The sequence below is a fragment of the Paraburkholderia phenoliruptrix genome (genome assembly GCF_902859825.1).
In the GTDB taxonomy this organism is placed as follows: domain Bacteria; phylum Pseudomonadota; class Gammaproteobacteria; order Burkholderiales; family Burkholderiaceae; genus Paraburkholderia; species Paraburkholderia phenoliruptrix.
In genome coordinates, this window is sequence record NZ_CADIKB010000001.1 from 524,064 (window position 1) to 544,501 (window position 20,438).

Genomic DNA, 20,438 nt, shown 5'->3' on the forward strand with positions numbered 1-20,438 from the left:
CCGCGAGGAGGACGTCATGCGGCGAAGCGGCTGCCGCAAGCGCAGTGATTGCGCGCGGCGGCTTCACACAGAGTGTAAAGCCACCGGAATTTCAGCGTTTTTTCAGCGTCTCGCCGGGCGCATACCATGCCGACAGGTCCTGTTCCGGCCGCTCGAGTGCGCAACCCCAGTCGAGCGGCTGGTCCTGGTCGAAGCGCTTGCCGAGGCGCCATGCAATCTCGGCGCGCGCCAACTGCACGCCCATGTAGAACGCGTGGCCGCCGTCGGCTTCGAGATGCAGGTCCGGATAAAGCGCGAACGGATCGGCAGACTTGAGGTGGCCGTCGCGGTTATAGACGTGAATGCCGTCGTGGCTGACCTGAACGCGGAAGTTAGGATCACGAACGTCGCGTGCGAATTCGTTGATCTCCTCCGGGCTATAGGGAAATGGGCGCTTCGCATGAACGGTTGCGAGGTCACTGTTGATGCCCTTAGGCAACACCTGCGCCTCGCGCGCGGCGTGCATCACACGGCGCGCGACATCGGCCTCGCGAACCGCACGCCGCGCGTGCAGGCTCACCGAGGTCGTCAATACGGCACTCACGCGAAGTTCCGCTGCCATGCCGAGCAGTACCGCGTTGATGCCGCTCGTGTCCGCCTCGGTCAGTTCGGTCACGTTGCCGATGCCCATCATGATGGCCACATCCGGATAGCGCTCGCGCAGCCGCACATAGCGTGCAATCGACGTCGCGAGGCCGAACGGAATCGGGTCGAGAATCGGGTCCGCGAGAAACGCGCGGCCTCGCGCGGTGAGAAGGTCGATGGCCGCGTCGAGCGACGCGGGGTCGCGCGGATCGCGTGCGACGAGAATCGGAGTGGACGGCACTTCGTCGGCGATCCACAGCGTGTCGAGATTCAGGCTCATCAGATAGTCCGCGCCTGCGCGGCCGCCGCGCAGCAGCTCGTCGGTGCGCATGGAATCGACGCTGACCCGATGGCCTTCGGCCTTCAGGCGCCGCACGGCATCTTCAAGGTGTGGAAACGGCGTTTCGGGCAGGCAGCCGATGTCGATCACGTCCGCGCCTTGCGACGCATAATCGCGGGCCCGCGCGGCGATGCCGTCGAGATTAAGGCGCGGCGCATCGACGATCTCCGCAAAAATGTCCGTCTCATAGCGCGACAGGTCGACGGGTTTCGCCTCGCGGCCGAAGAACTGCGGCAGGTCTTTCACTTCTTCCGGTCCGCGTTCGAACGGCACGCCGTAATGTTCGCTGAGCGCCGCCAGATCGCCGCGACAGCGCCCCGGCACGATCACGCGCTGCGCCGCGAGCGGCGCCGCCACGCGGCGTCGGATCATGTCCGCGGTCATGAGCGCGGCAACCTGCAGGCCGATTTCGCGGATCTCCCAGCTGAAGGGCGTGGGCGCCATGCCGTCGAGCACGCGCATGAGGCTCTTCTCGGCGAGCCGGCCTGTCAGGAAGACGATGTGGTCCATGTCAGTACGCGCCGGGCCGCACCAAGCGTACTGACGCCCCCTCGGGGGGCCGCGACCGCAGGGAGCATGGGGGTAGTTTCATGTCAGTACGCGCCGGGCCGCCCCAAGCGTACTGACGCCCCCTCGGGGGGCCGCGATCGCAGGGAGCATGGGGGTGGTTTCATATCAGTACGCGCCGGGCCGCCCCAAGGCGTGCGTGGATTTCATGCGATATCAAGCACCGCGAGCCGTTGCTCGAGCGCCGCCTTCAATTCATCCAGCGAGCGCACGACCGTCGTGTACTCGAAGCGCGACAGGCGCTCCACGTTGTCGAGCTCGATAGCCCGCGGCCGCAGCTCGACCCATTCGTTAGGGCTTTGGGTCACGACGGTCGGTTCGGTGTCGCATGCAAAGACAATGCCCGGAATGCACTGCTTGCCCGCTTGCGCGTACATGTTGGTGGGCAGCGTGTCGGAGATGCCGAACGCGCACTTCGCCACCGTGTTGCTGGTGGCCGGCGCAATGATGACCGTGTGATACATGCCGTGATACAGCATGCCCACCGGCACGCCGCTCGCGCTCTTGTCGCGGAACACGTTGAAGCGCTCGCGCAGGCGCGGCAGCTTCCAACCGTATAGCGGCAGCACTTCTTCGGCGGCGGCGGAAAGAAACAGGTCCGTGCGCGGCAGCGCGAGCGCGAGTTCGATTGACTCATCGAGCAAATGCCCGGAGCCGGTCACGCACCACGCGAAGCGCGCATCGGGCTTGAAGTCCGCAAGATTGCGAGCGGGCGCCTCGGTCATGCGTGATGCGCGTGAGAGGAAATGTCGCCCGGCGATGGGCTGCCGGCCGCAGAATCGGCCGCCGCCGCGTCGGACGCCATGTCGTCAGCCGCCTCGTCGGCTTCGGTCCCGTCGCCGCCCGAGCCGTCGTGCGACAGACGGATATGCAGCCGCCGCATCTTCCGGTAGAGCGTGTTGCGGCTGATGCCGAGCGCCTTCGCCACGTTGCTCACGTTCCAGCGATTTTCCTCCAGCAACGCAAGCACGGTCTCGCGTTCATTCAGCTGGATCGCATTGAGCGCGGAAAGATCAGCGTCGTCGTCGGCATGCGGGACAGGCTGCGCCGCCGCCGGCGACGCGGCAACCGGCGCTCCCTGCGGCGCGCGCTGCGTGACCTCGGCCGGCAGATCTTCGCAACGGATAGGTTGCCCGTCGCACAGCGCAATCGCCATCTGCAACACGTGCCGCAACTGACGGATATTGCCGGGCCATGCATAGCTCAGCAACGCTTGCTCGGCTTCCCGCGTCAACTCGGGCGGATCGCCGTCGGTCTCGGCTTCGAGCAGATGATGAATCAGCGGAAGCTTGTCGACGCGCTCCGCAAGCGGCGGCAGATTGAGTTCGACGCCCTTCAGCCGGTAATACAGATCCTCGCGGAATAGCCCGCTGTGCACGAGTTCGAGCAGGTTGCGGTGACTCGCGCTGATCAGCTGGAAATTGACCTTGACGGTCGTCTCCGCACCGAGCGGCGTGACCTCGTGTTCTTCGATCACGCGCAGCAGCCGCGCCTGCAGCGCGAGCGGCATGTCGCCGATTTCGTCGAGAAACAGCGTGCCGCCGTTGGCCTGCACGATCTTGCCGCGCCGTCCCTCGCGCTGCGCGCCGGTGAACGCGCCGGCCCGATAGCCGAACAGCTCGCTCTCGATCAGATTCTCCGGCAGCGACGCGCAATTCACCGGCACGAACGGCCCCGACGAAAGCGGACTGATGCTGTGCAGCGCCTGCGCAAACACTTCCTTGCCGGTTCCGGTCTGTCCTCGCAGGATGATCGGAATCTTGCGCTGCACCACGCGCGCGCCGAGCTGAATCTGCGAGGCCATGCGCGGGTCGCCGAATTCCAGATGCGCGATCTCGTCGAGCCGCGCCGGGGGCGACCGCCTGTCGGTCTTCTCGGGCGCGCCCGCCCGCGGCACGGGCGCCGCGACCGCCACGCGCGCGCCGCGCGCGGCGGCATTTTGCGCGGTTTGCGCGATCAGGAAGAAGCGGTTGGTCGCGTTCGCGCTGTACACCGTAATCGGGTGGAACGAGCCGCGAATGCTGCGCGCGATCATATCCTCGAGCGACGCGTTGAACGCCTCCTCGATGCGCCGTCCGCGCAATTCGTTCAGCGACCGGAAGCCGAGCTGGAACAGCGCGCTGCGGTTCGCGGCGAGCACGGTGCTGTCGTCCGCGACCGCAAGCTTGCCGCCGTGCAGCGTGCCGACGAATTCCGGGCGGCTGTGAAAGTGGATCATGTTCGCGTGCCGGTAGCGCGCGTCGATGAGCCGGTTCTCGATCATCTGCCGCGACATGCCGACGAGCACGAGCGAATGTTGCTGCAACAGCTTCGAGCGGCTCGTCACGTCGAGCACGCCGGCAATCTCGCCGCTGTCGTCGAAAATCGGCGCGGCGGAGCAGGTGAGCGACGTATAGCGCGGATAGAAGTGCTCATGCTGGCATACGGCAATGCAGTCGCGTTCGGCGAGGCAGGTGCCCATGCCGTTCGTGCCGGCTTCGCGCTCGCTCCACAGGGCGCCGACGCGAAAGCCGTCGGCGGCGACGGCCTCGGCAAACGGCACTGAAGAAACCTGATGCACGATCACGCCGCCCGAGTCGACCAGTACCACCGCGAGTTCGGGGTCGGCGAGCTGTTGATAGAGCGTGGTCATTTCCAGCTTCGAACACGCAATCAGATCGCCCATTGCGTCGCGGCGCGCGTTTAGTTCGTACTCCGTCAGGATGGGCGGCGTGACAAAGCGGGAAGGATCGAGCTGGAATTCATTGACACAGCGCGCCCACGACTGAGCGACGGGCTCGCTTGTCGGCCGCGTCGCCAGTTGATTGTTGACGACGTTGAGGATTTCACGGACGTGCATGGAGCTGTCAGCGAGCAACGACATGGGGTTCGTCTCCGTTGCGGCGCATTCATGCGCGAAGTGCGTGGCCTTGCGTCGTGTTGCCCTCGCGTGGCTTGCCTTGCGCGTCTACGCGTGCCGCTTATCGATAATGTCATCCCCTCGCGCCGCGGCTTCTGGGTCCGTATGCGCACTGAGTAATCCGCCTGCTACGAGTACTGCCTGGGTCTGTTGTCAGGCGTCGGCTTAAAACTCTACGCCCGATGTCGTTCGTGTTCAATACGAAGTCGCATCAATAGTACAAGGTGTGCCCGCTTTTTGCTTTGATGGAACCCACGCTGTGCCGCACCCGCTGCCCCACGACTTGCGTTTACCCGGGTTGCGTCTTTTAACTTGTTGCCGCTATGCGGCGGAGTACACCATGGACCGTATCGACACCATTCGCCTCGCCAGCTTTTCTGTTGCCGCCGAGGCGCCCGCGCCCCGCGCAGCGCCGTGGGGCGCGCCTTCCGAGGCGCCGTCGGCGTCGGCGGGCCGCATGGACATTGTGTTCATCGAAAACTTCGTCGGTCAGACGATTATAGGGATCGACAGCAGCGAGCTGCACGTGCCGCAGCCGGTGCGGATGAATCTCGCGATCGGCGTCCCCGCGATCCGTGCGTGCGCAACCGATCGTATCGAGGACACCATCAACTATGCAGCGGTGCGCGGCGCGCTGCACGCGCTCCTCGCGTCGCACGGCGTGCGCCTGCTCGAGGCGCTGGCCGAGGCGGTGGCGCGGCTCCTGATCAACGACTTCGGCGCGCACTGGGTACGCGTGGCGCTCGCCAAGCCGGCCAAGTTCGACGACGTCGCGGCCGTGGGCGTGCAGATCGAGCGGCAGCGCAGCGACATGCCGAAAGCTGCGGATGCGCAGAATGGTCTCGCGAATTATGCGTCGCTGGGCGAGGGGTTGATTCCGAGCTGAGCGCGCGCTGAACCGCACCCGCTATTTCGCCGCGGCTGTCTTGTCGCTGCCGAGCCCGCAACTGCGGTAAGCGTCGGCTTGCAAGGTGCGGAATTTCTTCGTCTGCGCCTTCGCGTGGTCGACTCTGAACTCGGCGCCGCCTTCGCCGCCGAGCGTCGCATATCGGGAAAAGGTGGACTGGTCGACGAATTCGTCGTAGGGCAGTGCCGTCGCCATCTTGTCGATCACGCACGAACATTTGTAGACGTTCGCGAAATCGTGCCCGTTCTCGTCCATGCAGGTGAGCACGTATTCGACGCGGCCCGTGGTCGGGTAGTTGTAGCCTCCCGCCGGGGACGCGGCTTCGGGCGCATCGCCGGCCGCGAAGGCGAGCGGCGTGGCTAGCGCGAGGCAGGCAGAGGCCGCGAGCGCGCGACATCGTAGGGTCATCTCATCCCTCTTGAGAGCAATGGCACCACTGCGCAGTGCAAAGGCCCGCGCGGCGCGCCAGCGCTTCCGCTTTGCGCGCACGCGGGCCGCGAGCCGTCAGTTCGGTGCAAACGGGTGGGCGACGCTGCTCTTCTTCGACACGACCTCGGCAGCCGTCGGTTCGCCTCTCACCGCGCGCTGAATCGCTTCGCGCGTGGCCTTGTAGTTGTACTCCTGAATCTTCTTGTCGTCCTCCGCCTGCCAGTGAATGAAGACGCCGACGCACAGGAAGAGGTCGTCGGCCTCGTCCGCGGGAATTGTGCCGTCCTCGACGCTGTCCGCGACGGCGAGCGCGACCGCGTGCTGCGCCGGGCCGAACATCTGCACGGCCTGCTTCGCGCCCTTGATGGTCACCTTGTTGAAGAGAATCGTGTTCGGCTTCGCGAGCAGGTTCGGCGCGACCACCGCGAGCAGCGATGTGAAGCCATCCTTATTGTTGGTGAGCGCATTGCAGAATGCGGTTTCCGCAGCGGAACCTCGCGGTCCCATCAGCAAGTCGATGTGTGCGACCTCGTTGCCGTCGCCGACGAGCGACTCTCCTATCAGGACGCGATTGATCTTGGCCATGCTGTTCCTCCGATGAGTGGAATGGGGACTTGCCGACTGACTGACATGCCGCCTGTGACGCGCCTGGTCCGCGCGCGCCCGGCGGCGGTTGATGCACGATGGCATTCACTAACAGAATCCGTGCCAATGTCCTGCGGTTTCGTGCGGATAGGCGGCGCGTTACGCCTCGGGTGCGCGTTCAGTGGCGCTTGCGTTGCCCGGCTCGTCGAGGCACAACGCGACGAACAGCGTCGCCACGGTCAGGTCCGCGCTCGTGCCGGGATTGATGGCGGCGGCTTTCAGTTCGGCATCCCACACATCGAGCGGCGCGCGCGCCGCGGCCGGACCCGTTTCGCGTAGCGCGCTGCGCCAGTGCGCGTGCTGCGCGCGTGCCGCAAGCGTGACACTCTGCGCCACCGCCGCGCCGTACTTACGCAGAATGTGCGAATCGGGCCATGCGGCGAGGAAGGTGAGGAACACGTTGAGGGCGGCGGCTTGCGTGGTGGCTAGTGCGGCGTCTGGCGTTGTGGCTCGCGCGGTGTCCGGCGTGTTGTTTGACGCGGCGGCCGGAGCGGTGACCCGAGCCGCGACCCGACCGGCGACGAACGCAGTCGCTGCCGCAGCACTCGGCGCAGCCGTGCCCGGTTGGCCGGCAGTAAGTTCCCGCAGCGCGGCGAGGCCGGTTTCGAAGATGTCGCGAAACCCTCCCGCATATTGACGCGCGATGCTGTCGCGCCCAGCGGCGAGCACCATCGCGTTGCGCAGGCCGACGGTCGGCGCATCGTGCACGGATTGCTCCGGCGCGTCGCCGAGACCGCCGGGATTGGCGAGCCCGATCGCGCGATACGCGAGGCGCGCGTCCTCGATATCGAGCCGGGCCAGCACGCGTTCGGTCGCCGCCTGCCATGTTTGCGCCGACAGCGGGCGCGCAGCTTCTTCGAGCGCTGCCGCAAGCGGAGCCACGAGCAGCAGGATGCCGAGGTTCGTATTGCAGCCCACAGTGGCGCGCGTGCGCGTCACCGCATCGAGCAGGCGTTGGCCCACTGGCGCGCCGGGCGCGAGCAGCGCATCGGCCGCGGCCTCGGCGCTTGCGATGAACTGCGCCGCGCTCATGCCGTGGCCTTCACTGTCCGCGCTCACGTTGCCGGGCTTCGGCGTGTCGACGTCGAGACGGCAGGCGGTGACGAATGCGGCGCGAATGCGTTGATCGGCGGGGCGGCGGGCGTCGGCTGAAGCGTCCGAATGCGCCGGAGGCACTGAGGCGCCCGGCGACCGCGAGCCGCCGCCCGGCTCAGCCATGGCGGCCACGCAGCGCGACGACGGCCGCCTCGCCGCTTTCACTCGCAGGAGCCGCGAGCGCACCGCGCTGCGCCGGCAGCTTGCGAAACAGCAGGTCGTCGACGAGCGCCGCCGCGACATCGACCGGCGTGACCGATTGCAGGCCGCGCCACGCCGCCACGCCGTTCACTTCGAGCACGAGCGGACGGGCGGGATCGTCCGGATCGGGAATCAGGTCGACGCCGGCGTAGTCGAGGCCGAGCGCCTCGGTGGCGCGCACGGCGGTGAGCGCGAGCGGCGCGTCCAGTTCCGCCGCCTCGCAGGTCGCGCCTTGCGCGAAGTTATGAATCCACCCCTTGCCGCCGACGCGCCGCATCGCCGCCACCGCGCGTCCGCCAATCACCAGCACGCGCCAGTCGAAGCCCGCGCGGCCTGCGTCGATATAACGCTGCAGATACGCCACCTGGCGATAAGGTTTCAGCGAAGGCAGCGGCGCGAGCAGGACAGGCGCCGCGCGGCGCGCGCCCAGCCGCTTGAGCCCGTGGCCCTGCGAGCCGAACAGCGGTTTGAGCACGACCTGGCGTCCGGCCGCGGCCTCGCGCATCAGCACGCGTTGCGCGACCGCCGCCGATTCGCCCGCCCACGTCGCGGGCGTCGGCACGCCGTGGCGGTGCAGCAAAAAGCTCGTCATCGATTTGTCGACGCTGCGCTCGATCGCGCGCGCGTCGTTATAGACCGGCACGCCCGTTTCGCGCAGCGCATGCAGGATGCCGAGGCGCAGCGTGACCTGCTCGAACGTCCCGCCGGCAATGCCGCGCACGAACACAGCGTCGGGCAGCGTGTGGCCGAAGCCCGGCAGCACGAGCCCGTGCGGCTGCCATGTCGTATCGATGCGGCAGTCGGCGAGATCGACGCAGCGCGCCTCGGCGCCACGCGCGCGAAACGCTTTTTTGAGGCGGCCGGTGTGCCAGCCGGTTTCGTCGGTCATGATCGCGATGCGCAGCGGGGCATGCACGCGCGATGTATCGGTGCCGTCGTCCGGTTCGCCGCACGCGACTGTGGAAGGCCGGTTCACGGCTTGCCGCTCCACTGAGCATGCAGCAAATCCGCGTTCACGGCGCCGCCGTGATAGGTGGCGCCGCTTTCGAGGCTGCTCACCCAGACCTCCGCGGGCGCGAACAGCGCGGGATCGATCTGGTAGAAGTCGTAGTTGAACGACGTGAAAATGTCCGCGAACGGACGGCCGTGGTCGCGCGAGTTCGACGCCGGCAGTTCCGCGGCGAGCTGTCTTGCCGCTGCATCGTGCTTCACCGTGAGATGCACGCGGCCGCCGTAGAGGATCGCGTCGTTGGTGCGGCCCATTGCCTGAATGCCGTCCGGCGCGGGCGGCGGCAGCGGCGCGGAGCCGCCGGCCTCGACCACTTCGTCGAGTGCCACGCCGAGCACGTGCGTCTTGTGCAACGCCACCTCCACCACGCGCGCCACTACCTGCACCGTTCCCGCCACAGAGTGTGTCGGCGTGGTGACAAGTGTCAGGCGCTCCGGCGCGAGGCCGCAATCGTTCAGCACCTTGTCGATGATCACCTGCGGCGGCATCCGGTCCACTTCGAGCACCAGCGCGCCGCGCTCATGACGGTCGCGATAACCGAGCTCCGCAAAGAGCGGCTCCTTGACGGCGAGCGCGCGCGCAGGACCTGAGCCGAGCGAGAAAAACTTCTTGCCGCCGGTCTGTTCTTTGGTGGCCGCGAGGCTCCATCCCGCGTATTGGCTGGCAAGGCACGCGAGCACCGGCCACGAAGTGCGCACCTCGATCGTGCTCGGCCACAGCGGCCTTGCATCCAGACTCTCGCGCACGCTCACATGGCCCAGGCCGCCCATGCAGATGCGCGCGATCAGCACGCCCGCCGCGACGCTGCCCGGCGCGGTCACGCCCGCGTCGACGAGGACGGTGCCGCTTTCCATGCGGCTCACGGCGACGCGAAAACGCGGCGCATCGTTGACGAGACGGGTGACGAGACGTTCGCTGAGCGCGTTGACGCTCAGCGCGGCGGCATCCGCGAGCGGCGCGCGGGCAGGGTCAGGAGTGGCACTGGAGGAGGGCACGGTCGGACTCATGGGAAGATGGAGCAGAAGGCTCCCGGCAGGTTTCGATTCGCTGCACCACCAGCGCGTGATGCGCGTCGAGCGCGTGCCGGACCGCATCCACGGAAGGCGCCTGCACGAGCAGCGTGCAGACCGGCTGGCCCGCCTCGAGCCGGGTGCCGGGCATCGGCACGTCGCGGCAATGCGGATCGCGCATGCAGGCGTCGCTGAATGCCTGCGACGCCTCGAACGCGTGCGGCGCGAACAGCACCCGCTGGCCGGCGCGGCACGTCGCGGGCGCCGGTTCGGGCGGCAGGCGGCCGTGGCGGCACGCGTCGAGATGGCAGGCGAGCAACCCGTGCGGCCACGCTTCGCGCGCGGCCGTTTCATAGAGCGTCATCGTCGACGACGGACGTGTGTTGATTTCGAGCACTTCGAACGATTCGCCGTCAAGCAGAAAGTCGCAACTGTGGATGCCGCAGAGCCCGACCCGCGCGCACAACGCCGCGATGGCCGCGCGCACGCGCACTTCGACGGCGGCCGGCAGGTCGACTGGCCCGACCGATCCCGCGTGAACGAAGGGCAGCGTGCCCATCGTGCAGGTGAGCTGTTGCGCGAAGCCGATCACGCGGGCGCGGCCGCGCGCGGCCAGAAACAGCGCCGACATCGCGCGGCCGCGGCGCTGTCGCTGGAAATACGCTTGCTCCGCAAGCTCGTGCGCCGCGAGCGAGGCGAGCGGCTCCACATGCGTCCCGCCGCAGCCGTCCGCGCGCTTCACGAGCCAGCCCTGCGGCGCGGCGGGTCGCGTGAAGGCAACCGGCGGATGCGCAATGCCGAGCTCGTCGAGCAGCGCAAAAAAACGCCGCGGATCGCGCACCTGGGCGCTCGCCTCGGCCGGATTGCCGATGAAGCGCGGCAGGCCCGCCGCACTGCACAAACGGGCGACGAACGGTTCGAGCCCGCTGCCGTCGATCCAGCCGAGCATGCCCGGCAGGCGCGCGCAGCGCGCGAGCGCCTCCGCGAGCCGCGCCGGGTCGATCGCGAGCCCGCCGCCGCCAATGTCGAACCACAACTCGGAGGCCTCGCGCGTGTCGCGGTCGCCGAACAGGTCGAGCGCGACGACGCGCAGGCCCGCGCGCGCGGCGGACTGCGCGAGCATCCGCACGGAGAGTCCCGCCACCGCGACGAACGGCGCACGCGCTGTAGATGGACGCGAAATCATGGCTGCTCCGGCAACGGCATCATGCCGCTGAAATAACGTGTCATGCGTGGCGGGTACGGAAGCTCTCGCACGGCGCGCCGCTCAACCGAGACCGGCCGCGACGGCGCGGGCCTCGTCGAACGCCTGCGGAAAACTCAGGTACACCGGCTTGCCGCCCGTGCGCATCCGTGTGAAGAGCCGGTGCTCGACCTGATATTTGACATTGCCGATGGCGAGCGCGCCGATGCCGATCGCACCGCCCGCCGTCGACACGCCGTCGATCGGCTTGCCGTCGTTCATCACGTTGACGCCGGCAATGCCTTCGGGCGGCACCGCATTGACATCGGCGGCGATCAGCAGATGGCGCGCGTGGGCGAGGTCGTCGCGGCTCACCACCTGCACGCCGGCGACGGCGGTCGCGAGCACGATCTCGGCGTCGCCGAGCAGCGCGTGCAGTTCGGCGGGCGTCGACGTGCCCACGCCTTTCGTCACGATCTGGAAGCGCCGATTGAGCTCGTCGCTCACGCGCGCGGCGCGCCCGGCGTCGGAATGGCTTGCAATGGACACGTCCGCGCCGAGCGAGGCCGCCATGGCCGCCGCCACGCGGCCGACCGCTCCGGTGCCGCCGAGGATCAGCACGCGCTTGCCGCCGAGTTCCATGCCGTACGCCTTCGCGAGATGCCGCTCGGCGAGCGCGACGAGCGCGGCGGCGGTCGTGTAGGCGCCGCTCGGATCGGCGAATACGGAGACTTCGAATGGCGGCACCATGGCCTTGCGCGCGGTGTCGAGCATGTCGGCGGCGAGCATCACGTCGCGTCCGCCGATAAAAATGCCGGTGCGCGCCACGCCTTTGGGCCCGCGCGAAAAGATCGCGTCCTGCGTGAGGTTGGCGACCATGCCGGCGTCGACGTTGCAGTACGGCACGATGACCTGGTAGCCGGCGTCGGCGGCCATGTTGACGTCAAACGGGCTCATCTGCGGCGTGGCCGTCAACATGTGCAGGATGTACGGCCGTTCCGCGGGTTTTTCGGCGAGTTTATCGGCGGGTTTGTCGATGGTGTCGGACATGGCAGGGGCTCGTTTCAGTGGCGATGTCTGGACTGCGCGAGAGCGGCGCGAAGGCGTGCGGCCGCGTCGCCGTGTGCATGGGCGGGCCTTGCGTCGTGCGCGGCGCGGTTCAGCGACTGGGGCGCAGAGTCAAAGCAGCTCATGCCGCGTCGATGCGTGTGTGGTGCCGCGCCTGATCGGAGCGTACGGTCGCGCCGCGATTGCGGCCGCTCGCGATCGTGCATTCGATGTGCGGCATGCCGCGTGTCGCCTCGCGTGCTGTGGCGAGCGCGGCTTCTGCGTCACGCGCGCTGCCGAGAATCGCAAAGCCGGTCGGCCCCCATGAACTCTGGCCGATGCCCGCGGTGCGCTCTGCAGCCACGGCGCGCAGCGCACGCTCGACGCCCGGGCTCGCGAACACGCCGCCCTGCACGGGCGCGAAATATTCGCCGATGGTCTGCTGCATCTCCGTCAAGCCGTGCGCGAACGGCACGATGTTGCGCTCGGCGGCGCCCGGCAGGATCTTCATCAGCACGAGGTGGCACAGATGTGCGGCGAGCCGCTGCGGAAACGGCGCGAGTGCCGCGAGGCCGCGCCGTTCCTCTGCGCCGTGCAGACCTTCGCGGGCGGTGTCGCTCACGAGCAGCACCCGCCAGTTCTCCGGAAACGGCTGGCGTGCGAGCAGCGGCGGCACGTTGGGATGCAGATCGCCGGACGGGCCGCCGTCCACCAGCAGGCCACCGGAATCGAAGCCGAGCACGCCGATGCCCGAGCGCGCACCGCGGCCGAGCAGGCTCGCCAGTTCGGACGTTGTCGCGACGTGACCGAGGAGGCGCGCGAACGCGAGGCCGACCGCGAGCGAAAGCTGCGTGCCCGAGCCGAGGCCGGTATGCGCACGCGGCGTCTGCCTGACTTCGATCGCCACGGGCGTCGGATCGTAGGCGGCATGCAGCCGCTCGACACAGATGGCGACGCGCTCGCGTTCCGCATCCGACAGTGCGCCGCCGATGCTGTCGCGCTCGGCGAGCCGCGCTTCGACACGCGTGCCGCCGCCGTCGATCACGAGTCCGACGCTGCCGAACGCACGCCCGAGCGACGCGTTCGGATCGAGAAAGCCGAGATGCAGCCGCGCGGGGGCATCGACCGTTACGGTGGCGTCAGGCGGAAGACGGCGAACGTGAAGCTGCATCGCGAGTGTCCTTGATCGTGCGTGGCCCGACGGGGCTCGATGCGGATCGAGCCCGGCGAGCCTGTTGAGCCTCGTGCGCCGCTGGCGTCATCGCAGCGGCACGTGCGCCGTGCAAGCGTCGCGGCGGCGCGGCGCAGCACCTCAAGCGAAAGGCGTACCAGCGCGGCCGCGCGATACGCGTGTCAAGCGTTCTCCGCGGCCTGCGACGGCTTCGGCGCGTCGTACTTGATATAGCGGAAACGCTGGTCGTCGCCCGGCGTGCCTTCCAGTGGACCGCCTTCGGTCGCCGGCTGCCAGTGGATGAACGACTCGATCTTGCTCGCGAGCGCGAAGTCCTTGTCGGTGATGCCCTTGGCCGAATGCGTCTTCAGCTTCACGATCACAAATGCATAGGAGACCGTCAGATCCGGGTGATGCCACGCGGCTTCCGCGAGATGCCCCACTGCGTTCACGACCATCAGCGTTCCCTTCCAGCCTTCAGTGCGGTATTTGCGCCGCAGCCAGCCGTCTTCGAGATACCAGTGCTGCAGCGGACCGACGAGACGTTGCTGGATCTCGTCGTCGGAATAGACCTTTTCTGTGCTTGCCATGATCGTTGCTCCGCGAATGTTGGATCGATCGGGAAACCTCATGTTGCGCTGCATTTGATGCGCCGTGCGACTGGCACGCGGACCGCGTCGCATGGGAAAGCGGCTCGTGCGCGGCGTGCCTCGGGACGGACACGCTTCGTATCGGGCCATGACACAGTATGTGCCACATACCGCGATCCGGTGGTGCCACCGCGTGACACCACCGCACTGTATCGCGCGCGCTTGCCGTTTCATGCGCGCGCCGCCGTTCGATCTCGAACCCGCCCGGCGCGCCGCGCGCAGCGTGGTTCGGTGTACGCGCGGCGTTTGCGGACCGGTTTCTGGCGGCGCAAGCGGGCGGCGCGACGGCCGTACCGGCATGGAATATGCGTTGGCCGTCGTGCGCCGCAAAACCTGACAACGATCGGGAAATGGCGCGGATCGTTACCCTGCTCCGTGGAGGCGCGCCCGGTGCGACGAGGTAGCGTGGTCATTCGTGAGTTGAACAGCAAGACCATTCTGGAGGAGACATGAACTTACGCACCACGGTTCTTGGGCTCGCGATCCTCGCGTCGGCAGCCTTTAGCTCTATCGTTGCACAGGCCGATTCGCAGCTCGACGGGCTCATGAAAAGCCCGTCGAACTGGGCGGCCCAGGCGGGCGACTATGCGAATCACCGCTATAGCCCACTCAAGCAGATCAACGAGAACAACGTCGGCAAGCTGCAGGTCGCATGGACCATGTCGACCGGCGTGCTGCGCGGCCATGAAGGCGCGCCGCTCGTGATCGGCGACACCATGTATATCCACTCGCCGTTCCCTAACAAGGTGATTGCGGTCAACCTGAAGGATCAGACTTTCCTCTGGCAGTACCAGCCGAAGCAGGACGACTCCGTTGTCTCGGTGATGTGCTGCGACACGGTCAATCGCGGGCTCGCATACGGCGACGGCAAGATCTTCCTGCAACAGGCCGACACCAAACTCGTCGCATTGAACGCGAAAACCGGCGACGTCGTCTGGACTGCGCAGAACGGCAATCCGAAGGCCGGCGAAACCAACACCAACGCGCCGCACGTATTCGGCGACAAGGTGCTGACGGGCATCTCGGGCGGCGAGTTCGGCGTGCGCGGCCGCCTGATCGCCTACGACATCAAGACGGGCAAGCCGGTCTGGACCGCCTACAGCACAGGCCCGGACAAGGACATGCTGATGGACCCCGACAAGACGATGACCTACACCGACGGCAAGATGGTGCCGGTCGGCGCGGACTCGTCGCTGAAGTCCTGGAAGGGCGATCAGTGGAAGCTCGGTGGCGGCACCACGTGGGGCTGGTATGCGTGGGATCCGAAGCTGAACCTTGTCTACTACGGCACCGGCAATCCGGGCACGTGGAACCCGACGCAGCGTCCGGGCGACAACAAGTGGTCGATGTCGATCTTCGCGCGCGATCTGAATACCGGCATGGCGAAGTGGGTCTATCAGATGACGCCGCACGACGAGTGGGACTACGACGGCGTCAATGAAATGATCCTGTCGGACCTGACGATCGACGGCAAGAAAGTGCCCGCCATCGTTCACTTCGACCGCAACGGCTTCGGCTATACGTTGAACCGCGAGAGCGGCCAGCTGCTGGTTGCGCAGAAGTACGATCCGGCCGTGAACTGGGCCGACAGCGTCGATCTGAAGACCGGCAAGCCGATTCGCAATGCCGCGTATTCGACGCAGGCAGCGGGCTCGGATCACAACGTGAAGGGCATCTGTCCGGCGGCACTCGGCTCGAAGGATCAGCAGCCCGCGGCGTTCGACCCGAACTCAAGCCTCTTCCTCGTGCCGACCAACCACGTTTGCATGGACTACGAACCATTCGATGTCGACTACGTGTCGGGCCAGCCATATGTGGGCGCGACGCTGTCGATGTACCCCGGTCCGAACGAGAACAACGCGATGGGCAACTTCATCGCGTGGGATGCGGCGAAGGGCAAGATCGTCTGGTCCAAGCCGGAGAAGTTCTCGGTGTGGTCGGGTGCGCTTGCCACGGCCGGCGGCATTGCGTTCTACGGCACGCTCGAAGGCTACCTGAAGGCAGTCCGCATCAAGGACGGCAAGGAACTGTGGCGCTTCAAGACGCCGTCCGGAATTATCGGCAACGTGTTCACGTATCAGTATCAGGGTAAGCAATACGTGGGCGTGTATTCGGGCATCGGAGGCTGGGCCGGCATCGGCATGGCGGCGGGACTCGAGAAGTCGACGGAAGGCCTCGGCGCGGTGGGCGGCTATCGCGAGCTTGCGAAGTACACGGCGCTCGGCGGCACGCTCTTCGTGTTCGCGATTCCGGGCGGCAACAGCTAACTGGTGAGTCATCGGGCCGCGCCGTCTGTCCTGCGTCGATGAAACGCAGCGGGCGCGGCCCTCTCTTGAGGAGACATCTGCATATGAAAGGCCGATCAATCTTGTTGCGGGCGGCACTGCCCGTCCTTTTCGTCGTGCTGCCTGTCGCGTACTCCCAGACCAATCCCGCGATAGCCCAGGTGGCGTACAAGGTGGTCGACGGCAGCAAGGTGGACGCCAACACGTTCCAGGGATGGAAGACCTGGCGCGCGCTTGCTTGCGAGCGCTGCCACGGCGCGCAGCAGCAGGGCATGGTGGGTCCGTCGCTCGTCGAGGCCTTCAAGACGCTCGACAAGAATGAGTTCCATCGCACGGTGTTCGGCGGGCGGGTCGACAAGGGCATGCCCGACTTCAGCTCCAGCCAGATGATGCAAAAGAACTGGGAGAACCTTTACGCCTATCTGAAAGGGCGTTCGGACGGGCAGATCAAGCCCGGCGATCTGCAGTCCATCGACGCGAAATAACGCGGGCGGCTCGACTTCAGGAGGTGCTCGATGCGTCATCGCCAATCCATCCACGTGCATGCCGCGCTCGTCATAGGCGCGCTGTGCTACGCAGCGCTCGCAAGCGGCGCGGTCCGCGCCCAGGGCGAGGCGCTGCCCAACAACGACGGCGCCGACGGCGTGCTGCGAGTCTGCGCCGATCCGAACAACATGCCTTTGTCGAACAACAAGGGCGAGGGCTACGAGAACCGCATCGCGAGCGAGATGGCAAGCGACTTCGGCTACAAGCTCAAGTACACCTATTTTCCGCAGCGCATGGGTTTCGTGCGCCACACGTTGCGCGAGAAGGTGCCCGAAACCGGCGCCTATAAGTGCGATCTGATCATCGGCGTGCCGAAAGGCTATGACCTCACGTCGACCACGCAGCCCTATCTGCGCTCCACCTATGCCATGGTGTTCAGAAAGCGCCCCGAGCTGGACGGCATCAATACGCCCGACGATCTGCTCAAGCTGCCGCCGGATGAGTTGCACAAGCTGCGCTTCGGCATCTTTACGCAGACGCCTGCCGTCGACTGGCTGCTCGGGCATAACCTGATCGATCAGGCCGTCTCCTATCAGGTGCAAAGCGGCGATCCCGAGGAGTACCCCGGCCAGATGGTCGAGAAGGACCTGCAGGCGGGCAAGGTCGACGTCGTCTTCCTGTGGGGGCCGATTGCCGGCTACTTCGCGAAGCGCTCGGGCGATTCGGTGAAGCTCGTGCCGTTCCCGGCCACGCCCGGCATCCGCTTCGACTATACGATTTCCATGGGCGTGCGCTACGGCGAGAAAGCGTGGAAGGACAAGGTCGATCAGTGGATCGGCGCGAATCACGACAAGATCGACCGCATTCTGACGAGCTATGAAGTGCCGCTCCTGAAACCCGTCGACGCACCGGCGGGCAAATCCGCGGACGCGTCGCCATGACGGCGTGGCGCGGCGGTTTGCACCGCGCACGGCGGCGCATGTTCGCGGCGTGCTTGGCATGCGTGGCGGGTGCGATGAGTGCAATAAGTGTCATAGGCGCTATCAGCATGATGGCCGGCGCGGCTGTCATGGGCGCCGCGGGCGGCGCGCAAGCGGCCGCGCCTGCGCCAGGCACGGGCGCGATTTCCCCCGCTGAACGGCTCATCTTCACGACCGATCATCTGCACGGCATCGCGCAGCAGACCGAGCTCGACTATGTGCTTCTGAGTTCCGATCCGCCCGCGCGCGGCAGCGATACGGTCAAGGTGCTGGTGACGAGCACGGACAATGCGAAGGGCGACGCGCAGGTGTCCGACCATCGCGGCGCGGTGCCGTTGCCGAACGGCGGCTTGCAGTGCAATCCGGTGATCATCTATTTCCTCGAGCGCGACATTGCCGAGATGGAGCAGTTGACAGGCGGCAAACGCCGCTATTTCCAGCAGCGCCTGCGGCTCGCGCTCGCCGCCGGGCCGAAGATCGAAACGGTGACGAGCGAGGTGGGCGGCAAGCCCGTCAAGGCGCAGCAGATCGTCGTTCAGCCGTATCTGGACGACCCCAACGCCGCACGTTTCGCGCAATACACCGGCAAGCGTTACACGTTTCTGATCGCGAGTACGGTGCCCGGCCAGGTCGCGCTGATCCGCACGGACGTGCCGGGCGCGAACAACGATTTCGCGCATCCGCTGCAAAGCCGCACGCTCAGTTTTCAGGCCGTGTTGAGCAAGCTGCCGCCGGGGCATGTGCCGAACGCACCCAACGCACCCAACGCAAGCCGTGCGCCGCTTTCGCCGCACCAGACTATGAAGTCTTCCAACGCGCCGAGCGCGAGCCGGTAGTGGGCGCGCGGCCGTGAATTTCGTCCGCTCGCTCACGCTGCGTCAATTGCAGATCTTCGTCGTGGCGAGTCGCTATACGAGCTTCGCGCGCGCAGCGGAAGAGTTGCATCTGACGCAGCCGGCGGTCTCGATGCAGATCCATCAACTGGAAGAAGCCGTGGGCCTGCGCCTCTTCGAGCGCATCGCGCGCAAGCTCACACTGACGGAGGCCGGCGAGAAGTTCAGTCACCACGCGAGCCGCATTCTCGGCGAGATCAAGGACGCCGAAGACGCGATGACCTCGCTCAAGCAGGCCGACAGCGGCTCGATCGCGGTGGGGATAGTCAGTTCTGCGACCTATTTCGCGCCCAAGCTGCTCGCGATGTACTCGCACATCTACCCGAAGGTGGATGTGCACTTCTCGGTGGGCAATCGCGACGCGCTTCTGCGCCTGTTGCAGGACAACGCGATCGACCTTGCGATCATGGGGCGCCCGCCGCCCGAGCTCGACACCATGACCGAGCCGCTCGCATGGCATCCGCAAGTGGTGATCGCGCCGGTGGATCATCCGCTTGCCGGCGCGCGGCGTTTCGATTTGCAGGAGCTGCGCGGCGACACGTTTCTTGTGCGCGAGCCGGGCTCTGGGACACGCATGGCCGCCGAGGAAATGTTCCGGCAGCATCTCTTTACGCCCGCGAAAGTCGTCACGCTGGGCAGTAACGAAACGATCAAGCAGGCAGTCATGGCGGGCATGGGCGTGAGCCTGATTTCGCTGCATACGCTGCTGCTCGAACTGCGGACGAAGGAAATCGCCTTGCTCGATGTGAACGGCACGCCGATCGAGCGCACATGGCAGATCGTGCATTTGCGCGCCAAGCAGCTTTCGCCGACCTGCATGATTTTCCGCCAGTTTCTGCTCGAAGAGGCCGCGGCTTATCTGGAGCGCGAGTATGCGGCGTTCGTGCCGTCGCCCGGCAAGTCGAAGGGACTGCTGAAGGCCGTGGACGACGCGTCCGCCTGAAGCGCTTTTTTGCGGCGGTGCACGCAGTGCCCGCCAGAGGAGATTGCACCGATGGGTTCCAGCGAACAGCTTCAGGACTGGCGTCTGCACGCGCTGCAAATCGAAGAAGAAGTCGCGAGCGCGGTGATCGGGCAGGCGCAGGTGATCCGGCTCATCACCGTGGCGCTGTTTGCGCGCGGCCATGTACTGCTCGAAGGCGGCGTGGGCGTGGGCAAGACGACGGTGTTGCGCGCATTTGCGCGTGTCGTGGGCGGCGAATTCGAGCGGGTGGAAGGCACGATCGACCTGATGCCGGGCGACCTCGTCTATCACACGTATGTCGACGCGGAAGGCCGGCCGCGTATCGATCCGGGCCCGCTTCTGCGGCACGGCGAGCGGCTCACCACCTTCTTCTTCAACGAAATCAACCGCGCGCGTCCGCAGGTTCAGTCTTTGCTGTTGCGTGCGATGGCCGAACGCTCGGTATGGGCGTTCGACCGCGAATATCGCTTTCCGCACATGACGGTCTTCGCGGATCGCAACAAGGTCGAGAAGGAAGAGACCTTCGAGCTGGCGTCGGCGGCGCGCGACCGCTTCCTGTTCGAACTCGGCATGCCGACACCCGATGACGCCGCGGTGCGCCGTGCTCTGGTTTTCGACGCCAACTATCACGACGTCGACCGGCTGCTCGCGCGGCTGTCTCCCGCCATCGTGCCGTGGGAGCAGTTGAACCAGATCGGCGCGGCAATCCAGCACAGCGTGCAGTCGAGCGAGACGATAGAGCGCTATGTGCTGGACATCTGGGAGGCCACTGAAACGCCGCAGCGCTTCGGCATCGCGCTCGACGGCGTGGACATGGAGCGGCTCATTCTGGCGGGCGCGAGTCCGCGCGGCATGAGCGCGCTGTTGCGCGCGGCGCGCGTGGTGGCCTGGCTCGCGGGCCGCGCGCATCTGATACCCGAGGACATTCATGCAGTGCTGCTGTCCGCGCTCGGCCACCGCGTGTTCTTCACGCCGATCTACGAATTGCGGCGCCAGGAACTGGCCGAGGCGCTGATCGCGCAAATCGTCGGCCGACTCGCCGTGCCCTGAGCC

19 protein-coding genes are annotated in these 20,438 nt (G+C 66.6%); 7 read left to right on the top strand and 12 right to left on the bottom strand.

Features of this window, described 5'->3' with window-relative positions:
- Positions 1–91: 91 nt before the first annotated feature.
- The 3 genes from HV711_RS02405 to HV711_RS02415 all read right to left on the bottom strand — a co-directional run bounded on the left by HV711_RS02405 (position 92) and on the right by HV711_RS02415 (position 4,394).
- A complete protein-coding gene (locus HV711_RS02405; RefSeq protein WP_035480727.1) occupies positions 92–1,474 on the bottom strand; it encodes a DUF6513 domain-containing protein in 1,383 nt (460 codons plus the stop codon).
- Between the two features lie 203 nt (positions 1,475–1,677).
- The gene (locus tag HV711_RS02410) at positions 1,678–2,256 is read right to left on the bottom strand and encodes a flavoprotein (RefSeq protein ID WP_175144973.1); all 579 of its coding nucleotides are present in this window, start codon (positions 2,254–2,256) and stop codon (positions 1,678–1,680) included.
- Positions 2,253–4,394, bottom strand: coding sequence for a sigma-54-dependent Fis family transcriptional regulator (locus HV711_RS02415; RefSeq protein ID WP_035480729.1), 2,142 nt, complete (start codon positions 4,392–4,394; stop codon positions 2,253–2,255). Before HV711_RS02415 ends, HV711_RS02410 begins: the two co-directional genes overlap by 4 nt.
- A gap of 376 nt (positions 4,395–4,770) precedes the next feature.
- Here HV711_RS02415 and HV711_RS02420 point away from each other — a divergent pair, with 376 nt between their 5' ends.
- Positions 4,771–5,316 (top strand): dihydroneopterin aldolase, encoded by a 546-nt coding sequence (locus HV711_RS02420; RefSeq protein ID WP_013590473.1) that lies wholly within the window; start codon positions 4,771–4,773, stop codon positions 5,314–5,316.
- Positions 5,317–5,337: 21 nt separating this feature from the next.
- Here the strand turns inward: HV711_RS02420 and HV711_RS02425 are convergent, their stop codons facing one another.
- The 9 genes from HV711_RS02425 to HV711_RS02465 form a co-directional block, all read right to left on the bottom strand.
- Positions 5,338–5,745 (bottom strand): hypothetical protein, encoded by a 408-nt coding sequence (locus tag HV711_RS02425; RefSeq protein ID WP_014972030.1) that lies wholly within the window; start codon positions 5,743–5,745, stop codon positions 5,338–5,340.
- 96 nt (positions 5,746–5,841) lie between these two features.
- Positions 5,842–6,351 carry a formaldehyde-activating enzyme gene (fae, locus tag HV711_RS02430; protein ID WP_013342895.1) on the bottom strand — a complete coding sequence of 170 codons (510 nt, stop codon included), beginning with the start codon at positions 6,349–6,351 and terminating at the stop codon, positions 5,842–5,844.
- 159 nt (positions 6,352–6,510) lie between these two features.
- Positions 6,511–7,629 (bottom strand): triphosphoribosyl-dephospho-CoA synthase, encoded by a 1,119-nt coding sequence (locus HV711_RS02435; protein WP_254604734.1) that lies wholly within the window; start codon positions 7,627–7,629, stop codon positions 6,511–6,513.
- On the bottom strand, positions 7,622–8,623 hold the full coding sequence (locus HV711_RS02440; protein WP_051223899.1) for an ATP-grasp domain-containing protein: 1,002 nt from the start codon (positions 8,621–8,623) through the stop codon (positions 7,622–7,624). Before HV711_RS02440 ends, HV711_RS02435 begins: the two co-directional genes overlap by 8 nt.
- A 56-nt stretch (positions 8,624–8,679) precedes the next feature.
- Positions 8,680–9,711, bottom strand: a complete 1,032-nt coding sequence (mch, locus tag HV711_RS02445) for a methenyltetrahydromethanopterin cyclohydrolase (RefSeq protein ID WP_035477002.1) — start codon at positions 9,709–9,711, stop codon at positions 8,680–8,682.
- A complete protein-coding gene (locus HV711_RS02450; RefSeq protein ID WP_035476981.1) occupies positions 9,686–10,912 on the bottom strand; it encodes an ATP-grasp domain-containing protein in 1,227 nt (408 codons plus the stop codon). Before HV711_RS02450 ends, mch begins: the two co-directional genes overlap by 26 nt.
- Positions 10,913–10,993: 81 nt before the next feature.
- Positions 10,994–11,959 carry an NAD(P)-dependent methylenetetrahydromethanopterin dehydrogenase gene (locus HV711_RS02455; protein ID WP_051223898.1) on the bottom strand — a complete coding sequence of 322 codons (966 nt, stop codon included), beginning with the start codon at positions 11,957–11,959 and terminating at the stop codon, positions 10,994–10,996.
- 139 nt (positions 11,960–12,098) lie between these two features.
- Positions 12,099–13,127, bottom strand: coding sequence for a beta-ribofuranosylaminobenzene 5'-phosphate synthase family protein (locus tag HV711_RS02460; RefSeq protein ID WP_028359710.1), 1,029 nt, complete (start codon positions 13,125–13,127; stop codon positions 12,099–12,101).
- Positions 13,128–13,309: 182 nt separating this feature from the next.
- The gene (locus tag HV711_RS02465; protein ID WP_013590465.1) at positions 13,310–13,717 is read right to left on the bottom strand and encodes a 4a-hydroxytetrahydrobiopterin dehydratase; all 408 of its coding nucleotides are present in this window, start codon (positions 13,715–13,717) and stop codon (positions 13,310–13,312) included.
- 509 nt (positions 13,718–14,226) lie between these two features.
- Between HV711_RS02465 and HV711_RS02470 the strand changes: the two genes are divergently transcribed.
- The 6 genes from HV711_RS02470 (at position 14,227) to HV711_RS02495 (ending at position 20,435) form a co-directional block, all read left to right on the top strand.
- On the top strand, positions 14,227–16,044 hold the full coding sequence (locus tag HV711_RS02470) for a methanol/ethanol family PQQ-dependent dehydrogenase (RefSeq protein WP_013590464.1): 1,818 nt from the start codon (positions 14,227–14,229) through the stop codon (positions 16,042–16,044).
- 83 nt (positions 16,045–16,127) lie between these two features.
- Positions 16,128–16,547 (top strand): c-type cytochrome, encoded by a 420-nt coding sequence (locus HV711_RS02475; RefSeq protein WP_013590463.1) that lies wholly within the window; start codon positions 16,128–16,130, stop codon positions 16,545–16,547.
- 30 nt (positions 16,548–16,577) lie between these two features.
- On the top strand, positions 16,578–17,489 hold the full coding sequence (locus tag HV711_RS02480) for a substrate-binding domain-containing protein (protein WP_035476979.1): 912 nt from the start codon (positions 16,578–16,580) through the stop codon (positions 17,487–17,489).
- Positions 17,486–18,364, top strand: coding sequence for a hypothetical protein (locus HV711_RS02485; RefSeq protein ID WP_035476977.1), 879 nt, complete (start codon positions 17,486–17,488; stop codon positions 18,362–18,364). Before HV711_RS02480 ends, HV711_RS02485 begins: the two co-directional genes overlap by 4 nt.
- Before the next feature lie 13 nt (positions 18,365–18,377).
- Complete coding sequence (locus HV711_RS02490) at positions 18,378–19,364, top strand: LysR family transcriptional regulator (RefSeq protein WP_028359713.1); 987 nt, start codon at positions 18,378–18,380, stop codon at positions 19,362–19,364.
- Between the two features lie 51 nt (positions 19,365–19,415).
- On the top strand, positions 19,416–20,435 hold the full coding sequence (locus HV711_RS02495) for an AAA family ATPase (protein WP_035476975.1): 1,020 nt from the start codon (positions 19,416–19,418) through the stop codon (positions 20,433–20,435).
- Positions 20,436–20,438 lie beyond the last annotated feature (3 nt).

Bases quoted from the DNA above. Each gene is read 5' to 3' on its own strand.
- HV711_RS02405 (WP_035480727.1), bottom strand. From the start codon at position 1,474: ATGGACCACATCGTCTTCCTGACAGGCCGGCTCGCCGAGAAGAGCCTC.
- HV711_RS02420 (WP_013590473.1), top strand. From the start codon at position 4,771: ATGGACCGTATCGACACCATTCGCCTCGCCAGCTTTTCTGTTGCCGCC.
- HV711_RS02480 (WP_035476979.1), top strand. From the start codon at position 16,578: ATGCGTCATCGCCAATCCATCCACGTGCATGCCGCGCTCGTCATAGGC.
- HV711_RS02475 (WP_013590463.1), top strand. From the start codon at position 16,128: ATGAAAGGCCGATCAATCTTGTTGCGGGCGGCACTGCCCGTCCTTTTC.
- HV711_RS02435 (WP_254604734.1), bottom strand. From the start codon at position 7,629: ATGGCTGAGCCGGGCGGCGGCTCGCGGTCGCCGGGCGCCTCAGTGCCT.
- HV711_RS02450 (WP_035476981.1), bottom strand. From the start codon at position 10,912: ATGATTTCGCGTCCATCTACAGCGCGTGCGCCGTTCGTCGCGGTGGCG.
- HV711_RS02425 (WP_014972030.1), bottom strand. From the start codon at position 5,745: ATGACCCTACGATGTCGCGCGCTCGCGGCCTCTGCCTGCCTCGCGCTA.
- fae (WP_013342895.1), bottom strand. From the start codon at position 6,351: ATGGCCAAGATCAATCGCGTCCTGATAGGAGAGTCGCTCGTCGGCGAC.
- HV711_RS02415 (WP_035480729.1), bottom strand. From the start codon at position 4,394: ATGTCGTTGCTCGCTGACAGCTCCATGCACGTCCGTGAAATCCTCAAC.
- HV711_RS02465 (WP_013590465.1), bottom strand. From the start codon at position 13,717: ATGGCAAGCACAGAAAAGGTCTATTCCGACGACGAGATCCAGCAACGT.
- HV711_RS02495 (WP_035476975.1), top strand. From the start codon at position 19,416: ATGGGTTCCAGCGAACAGCTTCAGGACTGGCGTCTGCACGCGCTGCAA.
- HV711_RS02470 (WP_013590464.1), top strand. From the start codon at position 14,227: ATGAACTTACGCACCACGGTTCTTGGGCTCGCGATCCTCGCGTCGGCA.
- HV711_RS02455 (WP_051223898.1), bottom strand. From the start codon at position 11,959: ATGTCCGACACCATCGACAAACCCGCCGATAAACTCGCCGAAAAACCC.
- HV711_RS02410 (WP_175144973.1), bottom strand. From the start codon at position 2,256: ATGACCGAGGCGCCCGCTCGCAATCTTGCGGACTTCAAGCCCGATGCG.
- HV711_RS02460 (WP_028359710.1), bottom strand. From the start codon at position 13,127: ATGCAGCTTCACGTTCGCCGTCTTCCGCCTGACGCCACCGTAACGGTC.
- HV711_RS02485 (WP_035476977.1), top strand. From the start codon at position 17,486: ATGACGGCGTGGCGCGGCGGTTTGCACCGCGCACGGCGGCGCATGTTC.